The sequence below is a fragment of the Burkholderia sp. HI4860 genome (assembly GCF_002223045.2).
Taxonomy (GTDB): domain Bacteria; phylum Pseudomonadota; class Gammaproteobacteria; order Burkholderiales; family Burkholderiaceae; genus Burkholderia.
Genome location: NZ_NKFO02000001.1, coordinates 2,176,140 through 2,198,085, shown reverse-complemented (window position 1 = coordinate 2,198,085; position 21,946 = coordinate 2,176,140). Strand labels below are relative to the sequence as shown.

The following is a 21,946-nucleotide window of genomic DNA, read 5'->3' as shown; positions in this document are numbered from 1 at the left end:
GGGGCCTCCTTCCATCATTGACGCAGCCAAACGCTGACATTATCCCAGTGTCGCGCGTCAAATTCATGAAAAATGGGGCCGGCGCGCCGGTCAGAAGCGGAACGCGAGCAGCACGCTGGCCAGCACGGGGTTCGCGGAAATATCGAACGGGTTCGATGCGAGTTGCCGATTCGGCTGCTCGATGTCCAGCGTAATCTTCGTCCGTAACGGGATATAGGTCACCCGCTTCCTCGAAAGCAACGCGGCGAGCGACCGGAGTTGAACGCGGCACGAGCCCGGTCGCCGCTCGTCAGTCCGGCGGCGGCAACACGACCGTGTCCTCCGGCCCGAGCACGCGCCCGTCCCGCGAGCGTAGTTCGAGCTTCCTGACCGGCAGCCCGCTCTTCCGGTCGACGAGCAGCACGTGTGCCTCGTCCGGTTCGAAGAAGAAATCCTCGCCCCACTGCCGCAGCGCGACGAGCAACGGAAACAGGCCACGCCCTTTCTCGGTCAGCACGTATTCGTGATGCGCGCCGCCGTCCGCGGCCGGCACGATGTCCATGATCCCGTGCGCGACCAGGTTGCGCAGGCGCGCGGCCAGGATGTTCTTGGCCAGCCCGAGGTTCTTCTGGAATTCGCCGAAGCGGCGCAGCCCGTCGAACGCGTCGCGGACGATCAGCAGCGACCACCAGTCGCCGATCGCGTCCAGCGGGCGGGCAACCCCGCAAGGGGAATCCTCGTGCGTGGTTCGTCTGTTCATCGATGCATGGGGCGATGCCGTTCCCGGTATGCGGGCGGAACGGCGGTCGTTTCCGGTGAAATGAATGGTTGCAATATAAAACTCACCACACGAAAGATCAATCTCCCGGGGCCCGACTGTTCGCGATCGCCGAATGGAACGGACGATTCGAGCCAGATTAGCACTCCACCTCCTCTTTCAGGCCGGTAAATTCCGGCAAAGCTCCCTTCCGATGCGTCATCACGCGCCCACGGCTCGGTCATTCGGCGGCCAGCGCGTCGATCTTTTCGGTTGCAACATGAAACTGAATATCCTACGCTTCGATTCGGTTTCAACTTGAAACCAAACTATCCGACTATCCGAAGGAGCATTCGATGATCCGGTCCGATGCCACGTTCGACGGCACCTTTCCATTCGCCCCGCATTTCGACGACGCATCCGGCTTCCGGATGCACTACGTGGACGAAGGTCCGCACGACGGCGAAACCCTCCTGTGCCTGCATGGCGAACCCACGTGGGGTTATCTGTTCCGCCATCTGATTGCCGCGCTGAGTCCGACGCACCGCGTCGTCGTCCCCGATCACATGGGCTTCGGCAAAAGCGCGACGCCGCAGGACCGCAGCTACTGGCTGCAGGACCATATCGACAACCTGGAGCGCTTCGTGCTAGCGCGCGGCCTCGATCGCATCACGCTCGTGATGCACGACTTCGGCGGCCCGGTCGGCATGGGGCTGGCCGCGCGGCATCCGGATCGCATCCGGCGGATCGTGTCCGCGAACGGGCCGACGCCATTCGGCCAGCCCGATCTGGTCGAGCGGCTGAACGCGAACGGTCGCGCCGCACCGTGGTTCCAGTGGATCGCGCGCGCGGCGTCGGACGATACGCTCGAGACGGTGCTCGGTCAGCTCGGCTTCAATATCCTGAGCACGCTGAAGCTGAACGGGTTTGAAAATCACGCGGTGATCAACGACACGTGGATTGCCGCATACGGTGCGCCATTCGCGCAACCGGCGGACTGCGCCGGCGCGATCGGATGGGCCCGCGGGTTTGCCGCTGGCGCGCATCGGTTCGAGGTGCCCGATGCGGCGGCGCTGCGCGCGATACGCGACAAGCCCGCGCTCGCGATCTGGGGAGACGCCGATCGAACGCTCGGCGCCGAACACTTCCTGCCGCTCTTCACGGCACTGTTTCCGTCCGCGCCCGTCGAACGGCTGGCGGGCGTCGGGCACTACTGCTTCGAGGATGCGCCCGACGTCATCGCGTCACGCATCGCCGAATTCGTCCGGGCCACCGGCTGAGGGTATTCCGCAGCCGGCGGCACGATGCCCCGCTGCGGAACACTGCGTGCGCGGCCGCCTTCGCCACCGCGCACACCCCGCTTCACGTCACCGGATGATCCGCGTCACGCCACGCCCGCGCGGATCGGCCATCGCTTCCGGCGTCTTGCCGTCGATCTTGATCACCTGGATGTCGCCGCTGAAATCCTGCCCCTTCAGCGTATAGCCGCGCGCCTCGATCTGCTTCGCGAGTTCGCCTTCGATCGGGTGGTACGGCTCCCAGAAGATCGTGTTCGGCGGCAGCAGCTGGTGATGGAAACGCATCGCGCCGACGGCCTCCTTCAACGGCATCTTGAAGTCGTAGATGTTGTTGATCACCTGGAAGATCGACGTGAAGATGCGCGAGCCGCCCGGCGTGCCGATCACGAGCGACACCTTGCCGTCCTTGGTCATGATCGTCGGCGACATCGACGACAGCGGGCGCTTCTTCGGTTCGATCGCGTTCGCGTCGCTGCCGACCACGCCGAACATGTTCGCGACGCCCGGCTTCGCGGAGAAGTCGTCCATCTCGTCGTTCAGCACGATGCCGGTGCCGTCGGCGATCACGCCCGAGCCGAAATAGCCGTTGATCGTGTACGTGTTCGACACTGCATTGCCCCACTTGTCGACCACCGAGAAGTGCGTCGTTTCAGCCTTCTCCGGCATCGTCGTGCCGAGGCCCGGCTGCACGCTCTTCGTGTCCGACGGCTCCTTCGGGTTGACTTCGCCCGCCCGCTTCGCGATGTAGGCGTCGTCGGTCAGCTGCGCGATCGGCACCTTGTAGAAATCCGGATCGCCGAGATACTGCGCACGATCGGCGAACACGCGCTTCTCGATTTCCGCGACGAGGTGGATGTACTGCGGCGAGTTGAGCTTCACGCCCTCGAAGTCCTGCTTGAGGTCGGCCTTCATCTTCAGCAGCTGCACGAGGCCGATGCCGCCCGAGCTCGGAGGCGGCGCGGTGATCACGTCATAACCGTTCCACTTCGCCTGCACCGGCTGGCGCCATACCGCACGGTACTGCGCGAGATCCTCGGTGGTGATCAGCCCGTTGCCGTCGCCGGTCTTCATCGACGCGGCGATCAACTCGGCCGTCTTGCCCTTGTAGAAGCCCTCCGCGCCGCCGTCCGCGATGCGCGTCAACACGTCGGCGAGATCGGGCTGCTTGAAGTTCACACCGGCCTTCAGCCCGGAGAAATATTTGTCGAAGTTGGTCTTGCCGCCGAACTCCTTCGAGGCGTCGACGCCGCGCTGCGCGAGCTGCTCGTCGACGACGAAGCCGTCGCGTGCATAGTGGATCGCCGGCGCGAGCACCTGCTTCCACTTCAGCTTGCCGAAGCGCTTCTGCGCTTCCCACATGCCCGCGACCGTGCCCGGCACGCCGACCGCGCGCGGGCCGTACAGGCTCATGCCCTTGACGACGTTGCCGTCCTTGTCGAGATACATGTCCTTCGTCGCGGCGAGCGGCGCGCGCTCGCGATAGTCGATGAAGTACGGCTTGCCGTCCTTGTAGATCGTCATGAAGCCGCCACCGCCGATGTTGCCGGCTTCCGGATACGTGACGGCCAGCGTGAATGCGATCGCGACGGCCGCGTCGATCGCGTTGCCGCCTTCCTTGAAGATTCGCTCCGCGGCATCCGCGCTGTACTTGTCGGCCACCGCGACCGCCGAGCTCGTCAGGATGGCCGGCTGCGGCCCTTTCGCATAGACGGGCGCGTTCGGCAGGAAGCCGATGCCGGCCACCGTCGCGAGCACGACAGCGGATGATTTGAAGCGATTCAGCGTAGTCATTGCATGTCCCCCATGTGGATCTCCTTCAGGCAGGAAAAGCACCTGTTCCGCTCATGGCCGCTGGCGCGCCGACGGCCACATCCGGTCTCGTAGTATAGGGGGACAAAAAGGGTCGAACACGGGGCGTGCAACGAAAGCGTATCCGTCATGTGCGCGAGATCATGTCGAGGCGTCCGCACAGCGATGCGGAGCGGTCGAATGGCACGCGGGACACGTCATCACGCAATGCACAAAAAACCGAAAGTTGCGAACTGCGCGGAAGGCTACGCGACCCGTGCAAAAAAATCTGCAAACGGCCCCTCCCACTGCGTGGGCCGATCTGCGAAGATAGCGCCCCGCTTTCGCGGTGCATCATTTTTCGTGCCCGCGTCGCTTCACGTTTCTTCGTCTCGCTTCCTATGGCATCACACAATGCGCATCATGCGTCCGGCTTCGCGGCCGGTGTCGCCGCCGCCGTCCTCGTCGCACAAACCGGCGCAACCGGCCCGTGGCATTCGGGCCTGTTCGCCGCGTTCGCGGCCGGCGTCGCGGGCGGCACCGCGCCCGACTGGCTCGAAGTCGCATGGTGGAGCCGCAAGCGCCGTTTGTGGATCACGCATCGCACCGTCACGCACTGGGGCATCGGCTGGATCGCGCTGCTGGCGCTCGGGTGGCACGGGCTCATCCATGATCCGCATCCGCTGTGGGCCGCGCCGCTGTTCGGCTTCGCATGCGGCGGCTTGATGCACCTGCTCGCCGACTGGCCGAACCCGCTCGGCGTGCCGTGGATCTGGCGGCGTCATTCGCTCAACCTGTGGAAGAGCGGGCGTTGCGACCTGATCGTCGTGGCCGCCGCATGGGGCGGCACGCTGTGGCTCGCGCAGTCGCTGTGCTCGCGTGCGCCGCTGCTCGAACACTGGATCGGCTGGCTGCATCGCGTTTAGTTGCAATTGGGCGCAATTCGGCACGCGATCCGCGTGCCGACGTGCATGCAACTTTCCGTTCATTGAAAGTGCGGTGACGGCCCCCATCTGAAGCGGAATCGCCGACACACGTGCCGCGCGCGCATACGCGACGTCTGGCACACTGACGATTCGATTCGCACTCGCGCCCACCGCGCGCTTGCACCCCATTTCAACGCTCCGATGGACGTCACCACGACCCGCCCTGCTGTCAGTGCGCTCGACGTGTTCCACCCGGCCGTCGCCGCGTGGTTCCGGCGCACGTTCGCCGCACCGACCGGCGCGCAGGCGCTCGCGTGGCCGCACATCAAGGCCGGCCGCTCGACGCTCGTGGCCGCACCGACCGGCTCCGGCAAGACGCTCACCGCGTTCCTGTGCGCGCTCGACGATCTGGTGCGCGATGCGCTGGCGCACGACGGCACGCTGCCCGATGCGACGCTCGTCGTGTATGTGTCGCCGCTGAAGGCGCTGTCGAACGACATCCACGTGAACCTCGATGCGCCGCTGGCCGGCATCGCCGAATCGCTCGCGCAACTCGGCCTGCCGGTGCCGGGGATCCGCACCGCCGTGCGCACCGGCGACACGACGCAGGCCGAGCGCGCCGCATTGCGCAAGCGCGCGCCGCACATTCTCGTCACGACGCCCGAGTCGTTGTACGTGCTGTTGTCGTCCACGTCGGGGCGGCAGATGCTGTCGAACGTGCGCTCGGTCATCGTCGACGAAATCCATGCGCTCGCGTCATCGAAGCGCGGCAGCCATCTCGCGTTGTCGCTCGAACGTCTCGACGCGCTGGCCGGCCGCGCGCTGCCGCGCATCGGGCTGTCGGCCACGCAAAAACCGATCGATGCGGTCGCACGCTTCCTGGTTGGCGGCCCGGCCGACGCGCCGCGCGACTGCACGATCGTCGACACGGGCCACACGCGTGAGCGCGACCTCGCGCTCGAACTGCCGAACGTGCCGCTCGAACCCGTGATGGCAACCGACGTCTGGGAACAGGTATACGACCGCATCGCCGGGCTGGCGGCCGCGCATCGCACGACGCTCGTGTTCGTCAACACGCGACGCACCGCCGAGCGCATGGCGCGCCATCTCGCCGATCGGCTCGGCAAGGAGGCGATCGCCGCGCATCACGGCAGTCTCGCGAAGGAGCATCGCTTCGACGCCGAGCAGCGCCTGAAGCGCGGCGAACTGAAACTGCTCGTCGCCACCGCATCACTTGAACTCGGCATCGATATCGGTGACGTCGACCTCGTCTGCCAGGTCGGTTCGCCGCGCGGGATCGCACCGTTCCTGCAGCGCGTCGGCCGCTCCGGGCACCATGTCGGCGGCGTGCCGAAGGGCCGGTTGTTCCCGCTGTCGCGCGACGAGCTCGTCGAGTGCGCGGCGCTGCTCGATTGCGTGCAGCGCGGCGAGCTCGACACGCTGCGCATTCCCGAAGCGCCGCTCGACGTGCTCGCGCAGCAGATCGTCGCCGAAGTGGCGTGCACGGAATGGCAGGAAGACGCGCTGTATGCGAGTTTCACGCGCGCGGCGCCGTATGCGCGGTTGACGCGCGAGCGCTTCGACGAAGTGATGAAGATGCTCGCCGAAGGCTTCACGAGCCGGCGCGGCGTGCGCGGCGCGTACCTGCATCGCGACGTGGTCGGCGGCACCGTGCGCGGGCGCCGCAACGCGATGATGACCGCCACCACGTCGGGCGGCACGATCCCCGACATGGCCGACTACGCGGTGCTCCTCGAACCGCAGGGCATCCAGGTCGGCACGGTCAACGAGGATTTCGCGATCGAGAGCCTGGCCGGCGACGTGTTCCAGCTGGGCAACCAGTCGTACCGGATCATTCGTGTGGAAACGGGCCGCGTGCGTGTCGAGGACGCTCAAGGCCAGTCGCCGAGCATTCCGTTCTGGCTCGGCGAGGCGCCGGGGCGCAGCGACGAGCTGTCCGCGGCGGTCGGCCGGCTGCGCGCGCGGCTCGACGGGCTGTTCGCCGATGGCGACCGGCAAGGCCATGCCCGAGGCGGCGAACGCACTGACGACGAGATCCGCGGGAAGACGAAGGCTGAAACAAAGGCGACGACCAAAGCCAAGACCAAAGGCGGCGCAAAATCGACGCGACGTGTTGAAGCCGAAGCCGAAGCCGAAGCCGAAGCCGCGATCAGCGTACGAAACGACGTCGCACGTGCCGCCCCTGCCGGTCCGGCCGACAGCCGTCTCGCGCCGGCGTTGCGCTGGCTCGTCGACGATCTGCACCTGTCGCCCGACGCCGCGCATCAGATCGCCGACTATCTCGCGCGCACGCGCGCCGCGCTCGGCGCGTTGCCGACGCAGGACACGCTCGTGATGGAGCGCTTCTTCGACGAATCGGGCGGCACGCAACTCGTGATCCATTCGCCGTTCGGCAGCCGCATCAACCGCGCTTGGGGGCTCGCGCTGCGCAAGCGCTTCTGCCGCAATTTCAACTTCGAGCTGCAAGCGGCCGCGACCGACGACGCGATTATCCTGTCGCTGTCGCTCGCGCACAGCTTCGCGCTCGACGAAGTGTGGCGCTACCTGCGCTCGGCGAGCGCCGAGCACGTGCTGATCCAGGCCCTGCTCGACGCGCCGATGTTCGGCGTGCGCTGGCGCTGGAACGCGACGACCGCGCTTGCCTTGCCGCGCTTCACCGGCGGCAAGCGCACCGCGCCGCAACTGCAGCGGATGAAGAGCGACGACCTGCTCGCGACCGTGTTCCCGGATCAGGTCGCGTGCCTCGAGAACATCGTCGGCGAGCGCGAGATCCCGCATCACCCGCTCGTCGACCAGACGCTCGACGACTGCCTGCACGACGCGATGGACACCGAGGGCTGGCTTGCGCTGCTGCGCCGGATCGAGAGCGGCGCGATCGAACTCGTCGCGCGCGACCTGCCCGCGCCGTCGCCGCTCGCGGCCGAGATCCTGAACGCGAAACCCTACGCGTTCCTCGACGATGCACCGCTCGAGGAACGCCGCACGCAGGCCGTGCAGTCGCGCCGCTGGAGCGATCCCGAATCGGCCGACGATCTCGGCGCGCTCGACGCCGACGCGATCGATGCCGTGCGCGACGAAGCCTGGCCGCTCGCGCGCGACGCCGACGAAATGCACGACGCGCTGCTCACGCTCGCGTGCATCGCCGACAGCGAAGCACGCCAACGCGATGGCTGGCTCGACCGGCTCGCGGAACTCGCCGAACGCCGCCGTGCGACGAAACTCGTGACACCCGGCGACGCCGCGCTATGGGTACCGGTCGAACGACTCGTCTGTATGCGTGCGCTGCATCCCGACGCACGCATCGCGCCGGCGCTCAAGGTGCCGGCCGCCTGCGCGCAGCCGTGGGAAGCCGATGCCGCACTCGTCGACGTGATCCGCGCGCGGCTCACCGGCTTCGGGCCGCTTGCGCTCGACGCGATCGCGGCACCGCTCGGGCTGCCGCCCGCGTCGGTCGCGACGGCACTCGCGGCGCTGGAACGCGAAGGTTATGTGATGCGCGGCCGGTTCACGCCGGGCACGACGACGGACGAATGGTGCGAACGCCATCTGCTTGCACGCATTCATCGCTATACGGTGAAGCGGCTGCGCCGCGAGATCGAGCCGGTCGAGCGCGCCGACTTCATGCGCTTCCTGTTCCACTGGCAACACCTGACGCCGGACACGCGCGGCACGGGCCGCGACGCACTCGCGGCCGTGGTCGAACAGCTCGAGGGCTACGAGGCCGCGGCGAGCGCCTGGGAAGACGCGCTGCTGCCCGCGCGGCTCACCGACTACATGGCGGGCGGCCTCGACGAGCTGTGCCGCTCGGGCAAGCTCGTGTGGACACGCATCGGCGCCCCGGCGCGCGCGGCCGGCACACCCGTGAAGACGACGCCGATCGTGCTGCTGCCGCGCCGCCACCTCTCGGCATGGCAGGCGCTGCGCGATCCCGACGCGCAACCGGCGCTGTCCGCGCGCGCCACGCAGGTACGCGACGCCCTCGCCGCGCATGGCGCGATGTTCTTCGATGCGCTGCTCGACGACCTGCACATGCTGCCCGTCGAACTCGAACAGGCGCTCGGCGAGCTCGTGTCGGCCGGCCTCGTGAATGCGGACAGCTACGCGGGCCTGCGTGCGCTGTTGAAGCCCGCCGTCAAGCGCAGCGCAACCTATGCGCCACGCACCCGGCGCGGCGGCGCGCTGATCGGCGGGATGGACGACGCCGGCCGCTGGGCACTCGTGCAACGTCACGCGCCGCCGGACGATGCGCCCGTGCCGAAACGCGGCCAGGCCGCGACCGACCCCGACGCGCTCGAACACATCGCGTGGACGCTGCTGCGCCGCTACGGCGTCGTGTTCTGGCGGCTGCTCGAACGCGAAGCCGACTGGCTGCCGAGCTGGCGCGAACTCGTGCGCGTGCTGCAGCGCCTCGAAGCGCGCGGCGAGATTCGCGGCGGACGCTTCGTCGCCGGGCTCGCGGGCGAACAGTTCGCGCTGCCCGAAGCGATTCCGATCCTGCGCGAACTGCGGCGGCAACCCGGCGACGGACAGTACGTATGCGTGACGGGCGCCGATCCGCTGAATCTCGCCGGCACGCTGCTGCCCGGCGACAAGGTGCCGGCGCTGGCCGGCAATCGCGTGCTGTTCCGCGACGGCGTGCCCGTCGCGTCGCTGGTTTCGGGCGCGTTCCACTACGCCCCCGAACTGTCACCCGCCGCGCGCGAGGATGCCCGCCTGCGGCTCGCACGCCACTGCTGACATCGGCTGACACGCGACACCGCACGGACTACTGATCGCCGGGCCGCGCGGCCGCCGTCGTTCGGGTAGCATCGAACGACTTTCCGCACGAGCGCCCGCGCTCGAACACAACAAGACTTCCGGAGACTGCTGTCCATGCCCTCGCATGTCGAATCGCCCGCCGCTCATCACGCGGGCTCGCTGACGATTTTCCAGGGCGCCGCGCTCTATATCGGCGCGGTGCTCGGCACCGGCGTGATCGCGTTGCCCGCACTGGCCGCCGAGGTGGCTGGGCCCGCCTCGCTACTCGCGTGGGCGGCGTTGGTCGTACTGTCCGGGCCGCTCGCGGCCACCTTCGCCGCACTCGGCGCGCGCTATCCCGACGCAGGCGGCGTATCGACCTATGCGCGGCGCGCATTCGGGCCGAAAGCCGCGGCGATCGTCGGATGGTGCTTCTACTTCGCGGTACCGGCCGGCGCACCGGCCGCCGCCATGTTCGGCGGCGCCTACGTCGCAGCCGTCACGGGCGGCGGGCACACCACGGTCATCGTCACCGCTGCCGCGCTGATCGCGACCGTGTCGGCCGCGAATGCATTCGGCGTCACGGTTTCGGGCCGCATGCAGCTCGTGCTGTCGGCACTGCTCGTCACGCTGCTGCTCGCCGCGGTGCTCGCCTCCGCGCCGCACGCGCGCACCGCGAACCTGCATCCGTTCGCGCCGCACGGCTGGCTCGCGGTCGGCCAGGCCGCCGCGCTGCTCGTATGGAGTTTCGCCGGCTGGGAAGCGATCACGCATCTCGCGGCCGAATTCCGCCGGCCCGCGCACGACATGCCGCGCTCGGCGGGAATCGCGGTCGTGGTGGTCGGGTTTCTTTATCTGTCGGTTGCTGCCGCGAGCGTGACGGTGCTCGGGCCGTCCGCGGGCGGATCGGGTGCGCCGCTCGCCGAACTGATCGCGGGCGGCATCGGCGGCCATGCGCAGGTGTTGGCCGCCGCAGCCGCACTGTTGCTCACGCTCGGTACGATGAACGCGTACTTCGCGGGCGCGGCCAAGCTCGGCGCGGCGCTCGGGCGCGACGGTGCATTGCCCGCGTGGCTCGCGCAAGGCAGCCAGGTCGGCGGCGTCCCGCGCCGCAGCCTCGGTGTGATCGCCCTGCTCGCCGTGGTCGCACTCGCTGCGACGACGCTGTCGGACGTCGGGCCGAAGCCGCTCGTGCTCGTCACCTCCGGGTGCTTCGTGATGGTGTACGGGCTCGGCGCGGCCGCCGCGCTGAAACTGTTGCCGCGCGGCGGCATCGCGCACCGTTGTGCATGGATTTCGCTGGTCGCGGTGGCCGCGCTGTTCCTGACGACCGGCTGGTACATCCTGTGCCCGCTGCTGCTCGCGGGCGGGGCGCTGCTCTATCTGCAGGTGGCCGGGCCGCGCGAGTGACCCGGCAGCTGCGCGCGGGCCGACACGCGCCTGCTGGCGGCGACGCGCGGGCTGATCATCCCCGAACCGCCGGCCGGATCGCCGGCCACGCCGCCGCGTGCATCATGCGCGGGGGCGCTGCCTCGGCCGTCCGCCGATGCTTCGCGCCCGTCAGGCGGGCACCAGCTCGAAGCTGAGCCGTTTGCCGAGCGCGGTGGCCGCGCTCGCGAGCGTCGCCAGCGTGAGGCTCGTGTCGGTTTCGTCGAGCAGACGGTTGAGCGCGGCGCGGCTGGTTTTCATCCGCGCGGCCATCGCGGTTTTCGTGATGTGCTGCGCCTTCATTTCCTGCCCGATCTGCCAGGCGATCACGCGCTTGATCGCGGTGGCGGTGGCCGCTTCGAGATTGCCGTCCTCCTCGAGGAAGGTATCGAAATCGCTGCCGATATGCGGATTGTTCGTGGTCGTCATGGGTACTCCAGTGCATGGCGTTGCCGGCGGCCTGACCGTCGAAGACGGTGCGCTCCGGCGCAACCGGGGAATTCAGATGGCGCGCATCAGCGCTTTCAGGCGCGCGACGGTGACATCGAGATCGTCCGACGGCGTGGCCCGCGACTGCTTGAAGAAGCCGTGCAGCAGCACCATCGTGTCGCCGACGACCGTAAACAGCACGCGGGCGCTCCGCCCCGGCAACATCACGCGGATCTCCCACAGATCCTGCGCCATCTTCCGGACCAGCGGCATGCCGAGCGGCCAGCCGAGTTGAACGGTCTTGATCTCTTCGCCGATCGCCCTTCGCTCCGCTTGCCCGAGCGCCTTCAGCCATTCGCGCACCGGCTCGTTGCCACGAGCCGTCTGGAAGAACCGCACGCCGAGCGTGACCTGGATCTGCTCTCTCGTCATCGTCCTGACACCAATCGTACCAAAATCGGTACGATATGCCAAGCACCATGAGGTCGGCTACTGACCGGATGGCCAATCCGGCAGCCGGGAACGGGAGGCGGCCCGCCGGCTCAATCGTCGCGACGAGCCGGCTTGCGCGCCGCGCGTGACGTCCCGCGTTCACGCGTCTCGCCGAACCGCGACCGCGCGATGTCGCGCACGGCATCGATCAGCGTCCGCGCGACCGGCGACGGCTGCGCATCGGTGCGCAGCACCAGCCCGACCGGCTCGTCGGTGCCTGCCGAAGGCAGCGGCAAGCGTGCCAGCGCCCCGGCCGACAGGTCGTATTCGGCCGCATAGAGCGGCACGAACCAGACCGCGTCGTTTTCGAGCGCGAGCGCACGCGCGACCGATACCGACAACACCTCGATGAACGCGTCCAGCGGCGGCACGCCGCACGCGCCAAGCAGCTGCTCGGCCGACTGGCGGATCAGCGTGCCGAACGGCGGCAGCACGACGGGATAGCGCGCAAGCTCGGCCGCCGGCGCCGCATGCGAGAGCAGCGGATGCCCGGCGCGCACGACAGCGACGAGCGGCTCGTTGTACAACTGCTCGAACGCGAGCCCGATCATCCGCTCCGGCTCCGACAGCCGCCCGATCGCGCACTCGATCGCGCCGGACTTCAGGCGCTCGAGCAGATCGGCGTTCGCGGCCGTCGCGATCCGCACGACGACGCGCGGCCAACGCGCCGCGAGCGCCTTCATCAACGCGGGCGCGAGCGATGCCGCGACGGTCGGCAGCATGCCGATTTCCAGCGTCGCCGCGGCGGCCCCGCCTTCGCGCGCGAGCAGCCCGACACCTTGCCGCAGCGCCAGCACGCACGCGTTCGCATGCGGCATGAACAGTTGCGCCTCGCGGGTCGGCTGCGCGCCCTGCCGGCCGCGCTCGAACAGCTTCACGCCGAGGATCGCCTCCAGCTCGGCGATCGTCTTCGACACGGCCGGCTGCGTGATCGACAGGCTTTCGGCTGCCTTCTGCACGCCGCCCAACTGGGCGACCGCGAGAAAGCACTGCAGGTGCCGAAACTTGACGCGGCCGTCGGCGATACGGTTATTCATAACGGGTGGTTATACGATTGACGATGAAATGCCATTTTGCATAACTTTCCGGATAGTCCCAAGCGCTCGACGATACGTCACGCGTCACGCGTTGCGCCGCAGTGCCTGGAAACCGGCCGGCTCCCACATCCGCTTCGCGATCAGCAAGCTGGTGCCGCGCTTCTGCGCGAGTGGCGCCGAGGACGATTCCGCATGCAGCGCGGCCGCCTTGCTGCGCAGCCGGCGCAACTCCAGTTCGAGCTCGGCGGAAGCAGCCTCCGTCAGCATCCCCTGCGAGAACGTCATCGTCTCGCCTTCGCCGTCGAAGCGGCTGTCGAGGAAATCGCCGAGCGCGTGCGCATGGAAGTAACGGCGGATCGGCCCGCCCGGCAGCCAGTCGAAATCGCGCGCGACGCGCACGCGAATCCGGTCGCCCGGCAACAGCGCGATGACGTTCATCCGGTCGAGCATCAACAGGTATTTCACGCACTCGGCCTTCGTCACCTGATAGGCCGACACGATGTCCTGCACCGTCCAGTAGTTGATCGCGCAGACGGCCACGAGCAGCAGCTTGTCGTCGGACACGAGCAGCGCCTCCTGCTGCTCGGTCAGCACGTGCAGCCTCGGCGCCGACGCGGACGCCTCCTGCACGAGCTCGGCCAGCGTATAGCCGAGCAGCTGGGAGATCTCCACGACGCGCTCCAGCGTGAAGCGGCCGCTGGCGAACAGCCGCTTCACGCTGGTCTCGGAAACGTCGAGCGCACGTGCGACGTCGCGGTAGGTCATGCCCTGCGCCTTCAGCTGGCGCTTCAGCATGTCGATGAGTTGGGCGGTTTCGGTCATTTTGGTATCGAAAAGTGATGCTCAAGGTCAGATATTAGGCTACCTGCGCGCGCCGATGAACACATTCGGATACTTGTCTGCATAATCCGCTCCACGCTGTCACCGAACGACGGAGCCGACATGACCACCCGAACCGACACCGCTGCCTACGAATCGCATCACCCCGCCCCGCGCGATGCCCGCGACACCGATCGCTCGATGCCGCTCGCCACGGTCCGCACGCTGGCCGCCAGCGCGCACGTCGGGGATCTCGTGTTCATCCGCGTGCCGGCGAATGCGCCGCGCGACGCGGCAGGCGCGACGGGTGCGTGGGCCAATCGCTTCGGCATCGTCGTCGACACGTCGGGCGACGAGCCCGTGATCGCCGAATCGGCGTTGGCGTGGACGAAGCTCACGCCGCTGTCGCGCTTCGTCGCCCGGACCGACGGCGGACGCATCGCGCTGGCCCGGCGCGTCGCGGCGCCGAGCGCCGATGCGCAGCGCCAGGTGCATGCAATCGCCGAACAACGGATCGACGCCCTGCTCGGCAACCGCTTCAACCTGCGGACGCGGCGCGGGTTCTGCGCGCGCTACGTGAGCGACGTGCTCGGTGCCGACCGGGATGCGACGCCGGCCGTGCTGCTGCGCAGCGGCACGCTGTCACTCGAATTCGACGGAATCGTGTTCGATCCCGGCCGCCCGTCATGACAGGCGCTCAGGGAGACCGGATAACAACAAGAACGACACCATAAAAAAGCAGCGACGGGCTGGCTGGAGGGCCGTGCACGGGGTCGTCACCGACGACGCGAAGCCCGATCGCTTTTTCCGCCGGACAGGCATCCTGTCCGGCGGAATTTTCATTGGCGCATCACACATAACGAACGGTTATGCGATTCGCTAAAAAAGGTCATTTTGCATAACTTTCCGGATTGGCTAAAGTCGTGCCATCCACTTCGCGAAAGACCTATCAGGAGACGCCCGATGGATTCCCCCACGATCCTCACGCCGCGCGACTGGCCGTCGCATCCGGCCTATATCCACCCCGAGTACCGTTCGTCGGTGAAGCGCGGCCCGACGCGCCCGCTGATCCCGCTGAAGGAGAAGCTCCGCGACCAGTACGCGCCCGTCTACGGCGCCGAAGATCTCGGCGCGCTCGACCATGACCTGACGAAGAACGCCGTGAAGAACGGCGAGCCGCTCGGCGAGCGCATGGTCGTCACGGGCCGCGTGCTCGACGAAGGCGGCAAGCCCGTGCGCAACACGCTCGTCGAGGTGTGGCAGGCGAACGCAGCCGGCCGCTACGTGCACAAGGTCGACCAGCACGACGCGCCGCTCGACCCGAACTTCCTCGGCGCAGGCCGTTGCCTGACGGACGACGAAGGCCGCTACCGCTTCCTGACGATCAAGCCCGGCGCATACCCGTGGGGCAACCATCCGAACGCGTGGCGCCCGAATCACATCCACTTCTCGCTGTTCGGCGATTACTTCGGCTCGCGTCTCGTCACGCAGATGTACTTCCCCGGCGACCCGCTGCTCGCGTACGACCCGATCTTCCAGGGCACGCCCGAGGCCGCGCGCGATCGCCTGATCTCGCGCTTCTCGATGGACATCACCGAAGAAGGCTATGCGCTCGGCTACGAATTCGACATCGTGCTGCGCGGCCGCGACGCTACCCCGATGGAGCGCTGAACCATGACGACGCTGAAGCAAACCCCTTCGCAGACGGTCGGCCCGTACTTCGCGTACGGCCTGTGCCCGCAGCAATACGACTACGACCTGAAGAGCCTGTTTACGCCGACGATCGCCGCGGCACACGCCGAAGGCGAACACGTGCTGCTGGTCGGCCAGGTGTTCGACGGTGACGGCAACGTCGTCGGCGACGCGGTGCTCGAATTCACGCAGGTGGACAGCGCGGGCCGCTACCCGGCGTCGCGCGACGACATCGCGAAATCCGGCTTCACGGGCTTCGCGCGGGTCGGCACCGGCACCGATGCGCAGCAGCGCTTCGTCGTCGAGACGGTGAAGCCGGGCCGCGTCGCCGCCGGCGAAGCGCCGCACATCAACGTGACCGTGATGATGCGCGGGATCCTCACCCACGCGTTCACGCGCGTGTACTTCGACGACGAAGCCGCCGCGAACGCAGCCGACCCCGTGCTGAACGCCGTGCCGGCCGAACGCCGCGCGACGCTCGTCGCGAAACGCGACGCGCAGCCGGGCCGCCCGGTGGTCTACCGCTTCGACATCCGCATGCAGGGGCCGGACGAAACCGTGTTCTTCGACGTGTGACGCGCGGGCCGGCGCACGCCGGCTTCGCCCAGTACCGCACCGCCGCGTGGCGCGATACCGACAGGCATCGCGCCACACGGCATTTTTCATGGTCCGTCGCCATCATTCGATGCTGCAGTGCATCCAGCCCCTTCACGGGTGCGGACGGCCTTGCCACGGGCCTTCCGCCCCCGCATCGAACGCACGGTTGAAACGCATGCTGCGACAGCACACAAGTCGTTCGTCCGACACGATATCGTTTGCGCGTTACGCGGCGTATTCTTCACTATCCGCACGCTTCAACGAGATTGAATCGGAACAAGAAACAATTACACATGTCATGCGCGACACCGCCCGACAGGCCGTGCGCGCATTTTTTCTGACCGGGTGCCTTGAAACGCGTCTGACCGAAATTGGCAGGCGCGTATTTTTTTGCGGCGAGCGGCACACCGGCGTGGCGTGTGTCACTTCGTTCCGGTCAACGCCGAATCTCCAGATAGCGGCTCGGCGTATCGCCCAGAATGCGGCGAAACGCCGACGTGAACGCGCTGGCGCTCGCATACCCGAGATCGAGCGCGACCCGCGTGACCGGCTGCCCGTCGCTCAGGCGCGCGATCGCCGCGAGCATGCACACCTGCTGGCGCCATACGGCAAAACTCACGCCCGTCTGCGCACGGAATTGCCGCGTGAACGTGCGGCGGCTCAAGCCCGCGTCCGCGGCGACCTGGTCGAGATCGGCCGCGATCGACGGCGAGGCAAGCAGGTGCCGGCACACCTTCGCCAGCCGTGCGTCGGCCGGCAGCGGCGCATGCAGCGACAGGCGCGGCATCGTCGCGATTTCCGCGACCAGCAGCGCCATCAGTTTGCCCGCGCGCCCGTCGACGTCGTACAGGGCCGGCAAGTCGATCGCATCGTCGATCAGTTGCCGCAGCAGCGCCGATACGCCATACACACCGCACTGGTCGGGCAGGCCCGCCTCAAGCGCGGCGTCGCCGGACACGAACGTGTTGAGCATCGTGACCGGCCCGGTCATCGTCATTTCGTGCCGCACACCGGCCGGCACCCAGCACGCGCGCTGCGGCGGCACCAGCCAGCGCCCGTGTGGCGTCGACACGCTGATCGTGCCGCGCGACGCGAACGCGAATTGCCCGCGCCCGTGCGCGTGTTCCGGAAACGTCGTGCCCGCCGCGTAGTCGTTCGCGGTCACGACCACGCTTCGCGGAATGTTTTCGTAGGGATCTAGCAGCGTATTTCTCACGGCCCGAATTCCATCATCAATGACCCGATATCGAAGGCGGGTCTCCTTCGCGCGATCTACGATCCGCTCCACCCTTGCGCGACCTCGCGGCCGCAAGACCCGTCGGCCTGATCGGCCGGATTACCACTGCATCGGAGCGGACATGCCGAATACGTTTCATCGCGTGGGGGACGGCCCCCACCCTGTTCTTGTACTGCCCGGCTGGTTCGGCGACGCCCACGCGTTCGAACCCGTCGAAGCGTGGCTGTCGCGCCAGCACTTCAGCTATGTATTCATGGACTACCGAGGTTACGGCCGGATGCGCGACGCAGCGGGCCACTACACGATCGACGAGATCGCCGCCGACGCGCTCGCGCTGGCCGACACGCTCGATTTCGCGACCTTCAGCATCGTCGGCCATTCAATGGGCGCGATGGCGGCCGAGAAAATCGCCGTCATCGCGCCCGAACGCGTGCGCGCGCTGGTGCCGGTCACGCCCGTGCCGTGCGGCGGCCTGCCGTTCGATGCCGAAAAACGTGCGCTATTCGAACGTGCCGCCGACCACGTCGCCGATCGCCGGACCATCATCGATCGCAGCACCGGCGGCCGCCTGCCCGCCGCCTGGGTCGAGTGGAAAGCGGCGTATTCGGCAGCCCGTTCGTCGTCGCCGGCGTTCGGCGCGTACTTCCGCGCGTGGGCCGATACGGATTTCGGCGACGAGATCGTCGGCCTCCATCCGGTGAAAGTGCTGATCGGCGAGCACGATCCGGCGTTCGACGCGGCACTGATGGCCCGCACCTACCTGCGGCGTTATCCGCTCGCCACCGTCGACGTGCTGCGCAACGCGGGCCACTACCCGATGAACGAGACGCCGCTCGCGCTGGTCGCCGCGATGGAAGCGTTCCTGCTCGCCGTGACGACGAACCCCGTCGGCAACCCCTGACGACGCGCGGCGCGCAACGAGCATGGCGGTCATGCGCATCACCGCAGCATGAACGACATCGCCGACAAGCTGTTCAGCGTGCGCACCACATGCTCGACCGAAGGCCCGTCGAAGCGCAGCGTCACCGCATCGACGCGCTCCAGCGACGGCAGCACGCAGAACAGGTCGGCCAGCGCCGCCGTCTGCACGCGTAGCGTGCACGCGGCCGGCGCGGGCCGATGGGCGCCGGCGCGCACGCCTGCCGACAATGCGCGCGCAACCGCTTCGCGCGCAGCCGTGGCGATCCGCGCACATGACGCGGCGGGCGTGAGCGTATCGCCGCTCGACGCGCCGCCGGCCGTCTTGACCGTCTCGAAATGCGCATCCGGAAACAGCGGCCGCGTTTCCGCTGCGAACACGTCGTCGCCCGTGGCCAGCGCGACGTGCGCGCCGTATTCGCGCGCCAGCGCACCGTACAGCCCGGCTTCACCGAGTTCGACGCCGTTCAGCCAGACCTGCGTGAACGCAAAGCTGTTGATCGTGTGCGCGAGCACGCCGCGCGTCTGCGATTTCGCGTGATAACCGATCATGAACACGAGATCGGGCTGCTGTTCGAGGCCCGTCATCATCCCGAGCATGCGCGGCTTGCCGAGCACGACACGCGCACGCGCATCGAGCCCGTCGGGCAGCAGGTTGCGAAAACCGCCGTGCGAATCGTTGACCCACACCGCCTGCGCGCCGCCCATGAACGCGCCTTCGATCGCCGCGTTCGCCTCGGCGGTCATCCAGCGGCGCGCGCGCTCATATTCCGGATTACCGGCGCGCGTCTGCTCGATGGCGAATACGCCGGCGACGCCTTCGATGTCGGTCGAAATCAGGATTTTCATGACAGGGTAAGACGTCCTTCGTGGCCTTCGTTGAACAGGCGATCGAGATCGGGCACCGTATCGCGCAGCGATTGCCGCACGTGGCCGTCGCGCCCGGCCACCGTCACGGCCTGCAGCAGCGCGTCGGCGATCGCATGCTCGACGCTTTCGGCCGCGGCCATGAACAGCGGATCGAGCGCCGCATCGGCGACGAGGGCCGGCAGCGCGAGCGTCGATGCGTCGTGCGCGACCGTGTAGGCGGTGGAGAAGGCGAGCGCGATGTCGCCGCTGCCGTGCCCGTAGACCGAGCCCGTGCGGGCCAGCCCCGCACCGGCGCGGCGCGCGAGCCGCGACAGTTGCCGCGCATCGAGCGGCGTATCGGTCGCCAGCAGCAGGATGATCGAGCCCTGCTCCGGCGCCGCCGCATGCGCGGCCTCGGCCGCACGCCGTTGCGCGACGATGCGCCCGAGCGGCACGCCGCCGAGCGTCAGCATCGGCAGCCGGCCGAAATTCGCGAGCACGAGCGCGCCGACCGTATAGGGCCGCCCGGCCGCAATGGCGACGCGCGATGCCGAACCGATCCCGCCCTTCAGGTCGAAGCTCGACATCCCGCGCCCCGCGCCCACCGCGCCGCGTGCGACGTCACGCGATGCCGCGCGGCACGCGTCGTCGTAATGCTCGGGCGTGACCGCGAACGCCTGGATATCGTTCAGATAGCCGTCGTTGCACTCGAACACGAGCGGGTTGACGGTCGACCAGTCGCGGCCGATCTGCGGATTCGCCGCGATCGCCGCGCGGATCTGCGCCTGCGCGAGCGCGCCGACGCCGAACGTATTGGTCAGCGCGATCGGCGTCTCGAGCGTGCCGAGCTCGTCGACCTGCACGAGCCCGACACTCTTGCCGAAGCCGTTGATCACCGCCGCCCCCGCCGGCACCTTGCTGCGGTACACGTCGCCCGGATGCGGCTTCACGACGGTCACGCCCGTCTGCACGTTGCCCGCATCGAGCGTGCAATGGCCGACCGTCACGCCCGGCACGTCGGTGATCGTGCCGCGCGGCCCGGCCGGCAGCGTCGCCGTCCACATCGGAGAGTGGCGCATCAGCGGCGCTCCAGTTTCGGATCGAGCGCGTCGCGCAGCCCGTCGCCGAGCAGGTTGAACGCGAGCACGGTCAGGAAGATCGCCAGGCTCGGGAAGATCGCGATGTGCGGCGCCGTCACCATGTCCGCGCGCGCCTCGTTGAGCATCGCCCCCCACTCCGGCGTCGGCGGTTGCGCGCCGAGCCCGAGGAACGACAGGCTCGCGGCCGTGATGATCGACGTGCCGATCCGCATCGTGAAGTAGACGACGACCGACGACACGGTGCCCGGCAGGATGTGCCGCATGATGATCGTCCAGTCCGACGCGCCGATGCTGCGCGCGGCCTCGACATAGGTCATGTGCTTGAGCATCAGCGTGTTGCCGCGCACGAGCCGCGCGAACGCCGGGATGCTGAAGATCGCGACCGCGCAGATCACGTTGACCATCCCGTTGCCGAGGATCGCCACCACGCCGATCGCGAGCAGGATGCCCGGGAACGCGAACAGCACGTCGGCCACGCGCATCGTGATGCGATCCCACCAGCCTTCGTAGTAGCCGGCGAGCAGCCCGAAGAACGTGCCGATCACCGCGCCGAGCGCAACCGAGAAGAAGCCGGCCGCGAGCGAGATGCGCGTGCCCGCGACGATCCGGCTGAAGATGTCGCGGCCGAGTGAATCGACGCCGAACCAGTGCACGACCGACGGCCCCGCGTTCAGCGCGTCGTAGTCGAAATAGTTCTCCGGATCGAACGGCACGATGTGCGGGCCGACGAACGCCAGCACGACGAGCGCCAGCACGAAGCCGCCCGCGACGAGCGCGACGGTCTGCTTGCGGAACTTGCGCCAGAATTCGCGCCACGGCGTGCGGATCGCGGCGGGTGCGGCCGGCGCCGCGGTCTGGACTGTCGCGTTCATGCGCGCCTCACTTGAACCGGATGGTCGGGTTGATGACCGCGTACAGCACGTCGACGGTCAGGTTGATCAGGATGAACTCGAGCGAAAACAGCAACACGATCGCCTGGATCACCGGGTAGTCGCGCATCGTCACCGCGTCGACGAGCAGGCGGCCGAGCCCCGGCCAGTTGAACACGACCTCGACGACGATCGAGCCGCCGAGCAGGAAGCCGAACTGCAGCCCCATCATCGTGACGACCGGAATCATCGCGTTGCGCAGGCAGTGCTTGAGCACCACCATCGGCTCGTGCACGCCTTTCGCACGCGCGGTGCGCACGAAATCCTCGTTCAGCACTTCGACGAACGACGCGCGCGTGAAGCGCGCCATCACCGCCGCGACCGCGGCGCCGAGCGTCAGCGACGGCAGCACGTAGCTCTTCCACGAGCCGTCCGGCACGACCGGCAGCCAGCCAAGCTTCACCGAGAAGACTTCCATCAGCAGCATCCCGAGCGCGAACGCGGGAAACGAAATGCCCGACACCGCGAGCGTCATGCCGAGGCGGTCGGGCCAGCGGTTGCGCCACACCGCCGACGCGATGCCGATCGCCATCCCGAACGCCGTCGCCCACACCATGCTGACAAGCGTCAGCATCAGCGTCGGCATGAAGCGCTCGCCGATCTCGGTCGAGACCGGCCGCTTGCTGCGCGTCGACATGCCGAAGTCGCCGTGCGCGATCTTCGTGAAGAAGTTCACGAACTGCGCGGGCAGCGGCCGGTCGAGCCCGAGATCGGCACGCACGAGCGCGACCGTCGCGTCGTCGGCTTCGGGGCCGGCCGCGAGCCGCGCCGGGTCGCCCGGCAGCAGGTGGACGAACAGGAACACCAGCACCGCGACGATCGCGAGCGTGGGCAGCAGGCCGAACAGGCGTTTGACGAGAAAATTCAGCATGGGGCACCGATCGATTCAGCGTGCCGGCGGCTCGCGCCGCCG

20 protein-coding genes are annotated in these 21,946 nt (G+C 68.0%); 8 read left to right on the top strand and 12 right to left on the bottom strand.

The annotated features are described in order from the left end of the window. Nucleotides 1-90: 90 nt before the first annotated feature. Nucleotides 91-222, bottom strand: a complete 132-nt coding sequence (locus tag CFB34_RS39025; protein WP_256979873.1) for a hypothetical protein — start codon at nt 220-222, stop codon at nt 91-93. Between the two features lie 67 nt (nt 223-289). After that, on the bottom strand, nt 290-739 hold the full coding sequence (locus CFB34_RS09840; RefSeq protein ID WP_089442660.1) for a helix-turn-helix domain-containing protein: 450 nt from the start codon (nt 737-739) through the stop codon (nt 290-292). Nucleotides 740-1,092: 353 nt separating this feature from the next. On the opposite strand from CFB34_RS09840, the gene CFB34_RS09835 reads away from it, so the two are divergent. Continuing rightward, nucleotides 1,093-2,016, top strand: coding sequence for an alpha/beta fold hydrolase (locus tag CFB34_RS09835; protein WP_089442661.1), 924 nt, complete (start codon nt 1,093-1,095; stop codon nt 2,014-2,016). Nucleotides 2,017-2,103: 87 nt separating this feature from the next. Here the strand turns inward: CFB34_RS09835 and ggt are convergent, their stop codons facing one another. After that, the gene (gene ggt / locus CFB34_RS09830) at nt 2,104-3,825 is read right to left on the bottom strand and encodes a gamma-glutamyltransferase (RefSeq protein ID WP_089442662.1); all 1,722 of its coding nucleotides are present in this window, start codon (nt 3,823-3,825) and stop codon (nt 2,104-2,106) included. A 398-nt stretch (nt 3,826-4,223) separates the two neighbouring features. Between ggt and CFB34_RS09825 the strand changes: the two genes are divergently transcribed. The 3 genes from CFB34_RS09825 (at nt 4,224) to CFB34_RS09815 (ending at nt 10,916) form a co-directional block, all read left to right on the top strand. Further along, nucleotides 4,224-4,748, top strand: coding sequence for a metal-dependent hydrolase (locus CFB34_RS09825; RefSeq protein WP_089442663.1), 525 nt, complete (start codon nt 4,224-4,226; stop codon nt 4,746-4,748). A gap of 201 nt (nt 4,749-4,949) precedes the next feature. Continuing rightward, nucleotides 4,950-9,506, top strand: coding sequence for a DEAD/DEAH box helicase (locus CFB34_RS09820; protein ID WP_089442664.1), 4,557 nt, complete (start codon nt 4,950-4,952; stop codon nt 9,504-9,506). Between the two features lie 135 nt (nt 9,507-9,641). Then, complete coding sequence (locus CFB34_RS09815) at nt 9,642-10,916, top strand: amino acid permease (protein WP_089442665.1); 1,275 nt, start codon at nt 9,642-9,644, stop codon at nt 10,914-10,916. 150 nt (nt 10,917-11,066) lie between these two features. Here CFB34_RS09815 and CFB34_RS09810 read toward each other — a convergent pair whose 3' ends face one another. The 4 genes from CFB34_RS09810 to CFB34_RS09795 all read right to left on the bottom strand — a co-directional run bounded on the left by CFB34_RS09810 (nt 11,067) and on the right by CFB34_RS09795 (nt 13,714). Next, nucleotides 11,067-11,363, bottom strand: a complete 297-nt coding sequence (locus CFB34_RS09810) for an XRE family transcriptional regulator (protein WP_011658604.1) — start codon at nt 11,361-11,363, stop codon at nt 11,067-11,069. Between the two features lie 72 nt (nt 11,364-11,435). Next, complete coding sequence (locus CFB34_RS09805) at nt 11,436-11,795, bottom strand: type II toxin-antitoxin system RelE/ParE family toxin (RefSeq protein ID WP_089442666.1); 360 nt, start codon at nt 11,793-11,795, stop codon at nt 11,436-11,438. A 110-nt stretch (nt 11,796-11,905) separates the two neighbouring features. Further along, entirely contained in the window at nt 11,906-12,892 is a 987-nt protein-coding gene (gene pcaQ, locus CFB34_RS09800) for a pca operon transcription factor PcaQ (protein ID WP_089442667.1), read from the bottom strand. Nucleotides 12,893-12,976: 84 nt separating this feature from the next. Next, nucleotides 12,977-13,714: a helix-turn-helix transcriptional regulator gene (locus CFB34_RS09795; protein ID WP_089442668.1), complete on the bottom strand. Its 738-nt coding sequence runs from the start codon at nt 13,712-13,714 to the stop codon at nt 12,977-12,979. 120 nt (nt 13,715-13,834) lie between these two features. On the opposite strand from CFB34_RS09795, the gene CFB34_RS09790 reads away from it, so the two are divergent. The 3 genes from CFB34_RS09790 (at nt 13,835) to pcaG (ending at nt 15,979) form a co-directional block, all read left to right on the top strand. Next, on the top strand, nt 13,835-14,401 hold the full coding sequence (locus tag CFB34_RS09790) for a YiiX/YebB-like N1pC/P60 family cysteine hydrolase (RefSeq protein WP_089442669.1): 567 nt from the start codon (nt 13,835-13,837) through the stop codon (nt 14,399-14,401). 273 nt (nt 14,402-14,674) lie between these two features. Beyond that, nucleotides 14,675-15,382 (top strand): protocatechuate 3,4-dioxygenase subunit beta, encoded by a 708-nt coding sequence (gene pcaH, locus CFB34_RS09785; protein ID WP_059683235.1) that lies wholly within the window; start codon nt 14,675-14,677, stop codon nt 15,380-15,382. A gap of 3 nt (nt 15,383-15,385) precedes the next feature. Then, nucleotides 15,386-15,979, top strand: a complete 594-nt coding sequence (gene pcaG, locus CFB34_RS09780) for a protocatechuate 3,4-dioxygenase subunit alpha (protein ID WP_089442670.1) — start codon at nt 15,386-15,388, stop codon at nt 15,977-15,979. 457 nt (nt 15,980-16,436) lie between these two features. Here the strand turns inward: pcaG and CFB34_RS09775 are convergent, their stop codons facing one another. Continuing rightward, nucleotides 16,437-17,216: a helix-turn-helix transcriptional regulator gene (locus tag CFB34_RS09775; RefSeq protein ID WP_089442671.1), complete on the bottom strand. Its 780-nt coding sequence runs from the start codon at nt 17,214-17,216 to the stop codon at nt 16,437-16,439. 142 nt (nt 17,217-17,358) lie between these two features. On the opposite strand from CFB34_RS09775, the gene CFB34_RS09770 reads away from it, so the two are divergent. Then, nucleotides 17,359-18,138 (top strand): alpha/beta hydrolase, encoded by a 780-nt coding sequence (locus CFB34_RS09770; protein WP_089442672.1) that lies wholly within the window; start codon nt 17,359-17,361, stop codon nt 18,136-18,138. A gap of 38 nt (nt 18,139-18,176) precedes the next feature. On the opposite strand, the gene CFB34_RS09765 is transcribed toward CFB34_RS09770, so the two are convergent. The 4 genes from CFB34_RS09765 to gsiC are packed head-to-tail and all read right to left on the bottom strand — an operon-like array spanning nt 18,177 to nt 21,904. After that, the gene (locus CFB34_RS09765; RefSeq protein WP_089442673.1) at nt 18,177-19,004 is read right to left on the bottom strand and encodes a M55 family metallopeptidase; all 828 of its coding nucleotides are present in this window, start codon (nt 19,002-19,004) and stop codon (nt 18,177-18,179) included. Next, on the bottom strand, nt 19,001-20,083 hold the full coding sequence (locus CFB34_RS09760) for a P1 family peptidase (RefSeq protein ID WP_089442674.1): 1,083 nt from the start codon (nt 20,081-20,083) through the stop codon (nt 19,001-19,003). The genes CFB34_RS09765 and CFB34_RS09760 overlap by 4 nt, the downstream gene beginning before the upstream one ends. Next, nucleotides 20,083-20,976 (bottom strand): glutathione ABC transporter permease GsiD, encoded by an 894-nt coding sequence (gsiD, locus tag CFB34_RS09755; RefSeq protein WP_046547604.1) that lies wholly within the window; start codon nt 20,974-20,976, stop codon nt 20,083-20,085. The genes CFB34_RS09760 and gsiD overlap by 1 nt, the downstream gene beginning before the upstream one ends. A gap of 7 nt (nt 20,977-20,983) precedes the next feature. Further along, nucleotides 20,984-21,904 carry a glutathione ABC transporter permease GsiC gene (gene gsiC, locus CFB34_RS09750; RefSeq protein WP_085037810.1) on the bottom strand — a complete coding sequence of 307 codons (921 nt, stop codon included), beginning with the start codon at nt 21,902-21,904 and terminating at the stop codon, nt 20,984-20,986. Between the last annotated feature and the right edge of the window lie 42 nt (nt 21,905-21,946).

Bases quoted from the DNA above. Each gene is read 5' to 3' on its own strand.
- CFB34_RS09840 (WP_089442660.1), bottom strand. From the start codon at position 739: ATGAACAGACGAACCACGCACGAGGATTCCCCTTGCGGGGTTGCCCGC.
- CFB34_RS09835 (WP_089442661.1), top strand. From the start codon at position 1,093: ATGATCCGGTCCGATGCCACGTTCGACGGCACCTTTCCATTCGCCCCG.
- ggt (WP_089442662.1), bottom strand. From the start codon at position 3,825: ATGACTACGCTGAATCGCTTCAAATCATCCGCTGTCGTGCTCGCGACG.
- CFB34_RS09825 (WP_089442663.1), top strand. From the start codon at position 4,224: ATGGCATCACACAATGCGCATCATGCGTCCGGCTTCGCGGCCGGTGTC.
- CFB34_RS09820 (WP_089442664.1), top strand. From the start codon at position 4,950: ATGGACGTCACCACGACCCGCCCTGCTGTCAGTGCGCTCGACGTGTTC.
- CFB34_RS09815 (WP_089442665.1), top strand. From the start codon at position 9,642: ATGCCCTCGCATGTCGAATCGCCCGCCGCTCATCACGCGGGCTCGCTG.
- CFB34_RS09810 (WP_011658604.1), bottom strand. From the start codon at position 11,363: ATGACGACCACGAACAATCCGCATATCGGCAGCGATTTCGATACCTTC.
- CFB34_RS09805 (WP_089442666.1), bottom strand. From the start codon at position 11,795: ATGACGAGAGAGCAGATCCAGGTCACGCTCGGCGTGCGGTTCTTCCAG.
- pcaQ (WP_089442667.1), bottom strand. From the start codon at position 12,892: ATGAATAACCGTATCGCCGACGGCCGCGTCAAGTTTCGGCACCTGCAG.
- CFB34_RS09795 (WP_089442668.1), bottom strand. From the start codon at position 13,714: ATGACCGAAACCGCCCAACTCATCGACATGCTGAAGCGCCAGCTGAAG.
- CFB34_RS09790 (WP_089442669.1), top strand. From the start codon at position 13,835: ATGACCACCCGAACCGACACCGCTGCCTACGAATCGCATCACCCCGCC.
- pcaH (WP_059683235.1), top strand. From the start codon at position 14,675: ATGGATTCCCCCACGATCCTCACGCCGCGCGACTGGCCGTCGCATCCG.
- pcaG (WP_089442670.1), top strand. From the start codon at position 15,386: ATGACGACGCTGAAGCAAACCCCTTCGCAGACGGTCGGCCCGTACTTC.
- CFB34_RS09770 (WP_089442672.1), top strand. From the start codon at position 17,359: ATGCCGAATACGTTTCATCGCGTGGGGGACGGCCCCCACCCTGTTCTT.
- CFB34_RS09765 (WP_089442673.1), bottom strand. From the start codon at position 19,004: ATGAAAATCCTGATTTCGACCGACATCGAAGGCGTCGCCGGCGTATTC.
- CFB34_RS09760 (WP_089442674.1), bottom strand. From the start codon at position 20,083: ATGCGCCACTCTCCGATGTGGACGGCGACGCTGCCGGCCGGGCCGCGC.
- gsiD (WP_046547604.1), bottom strand. From the start codon at position 20,976: ATGAACGCGACAGTCCAGACCGCGGCGCCGGCCGCACCCGCCGCGATC.
- gsiC (WP_085037810.1), bottom strand. From the start codon at position 21,904: ATGCTGAATTTTCTCGTCAAACGCCTGTTCGGCCTGCTGCCCACGCTC.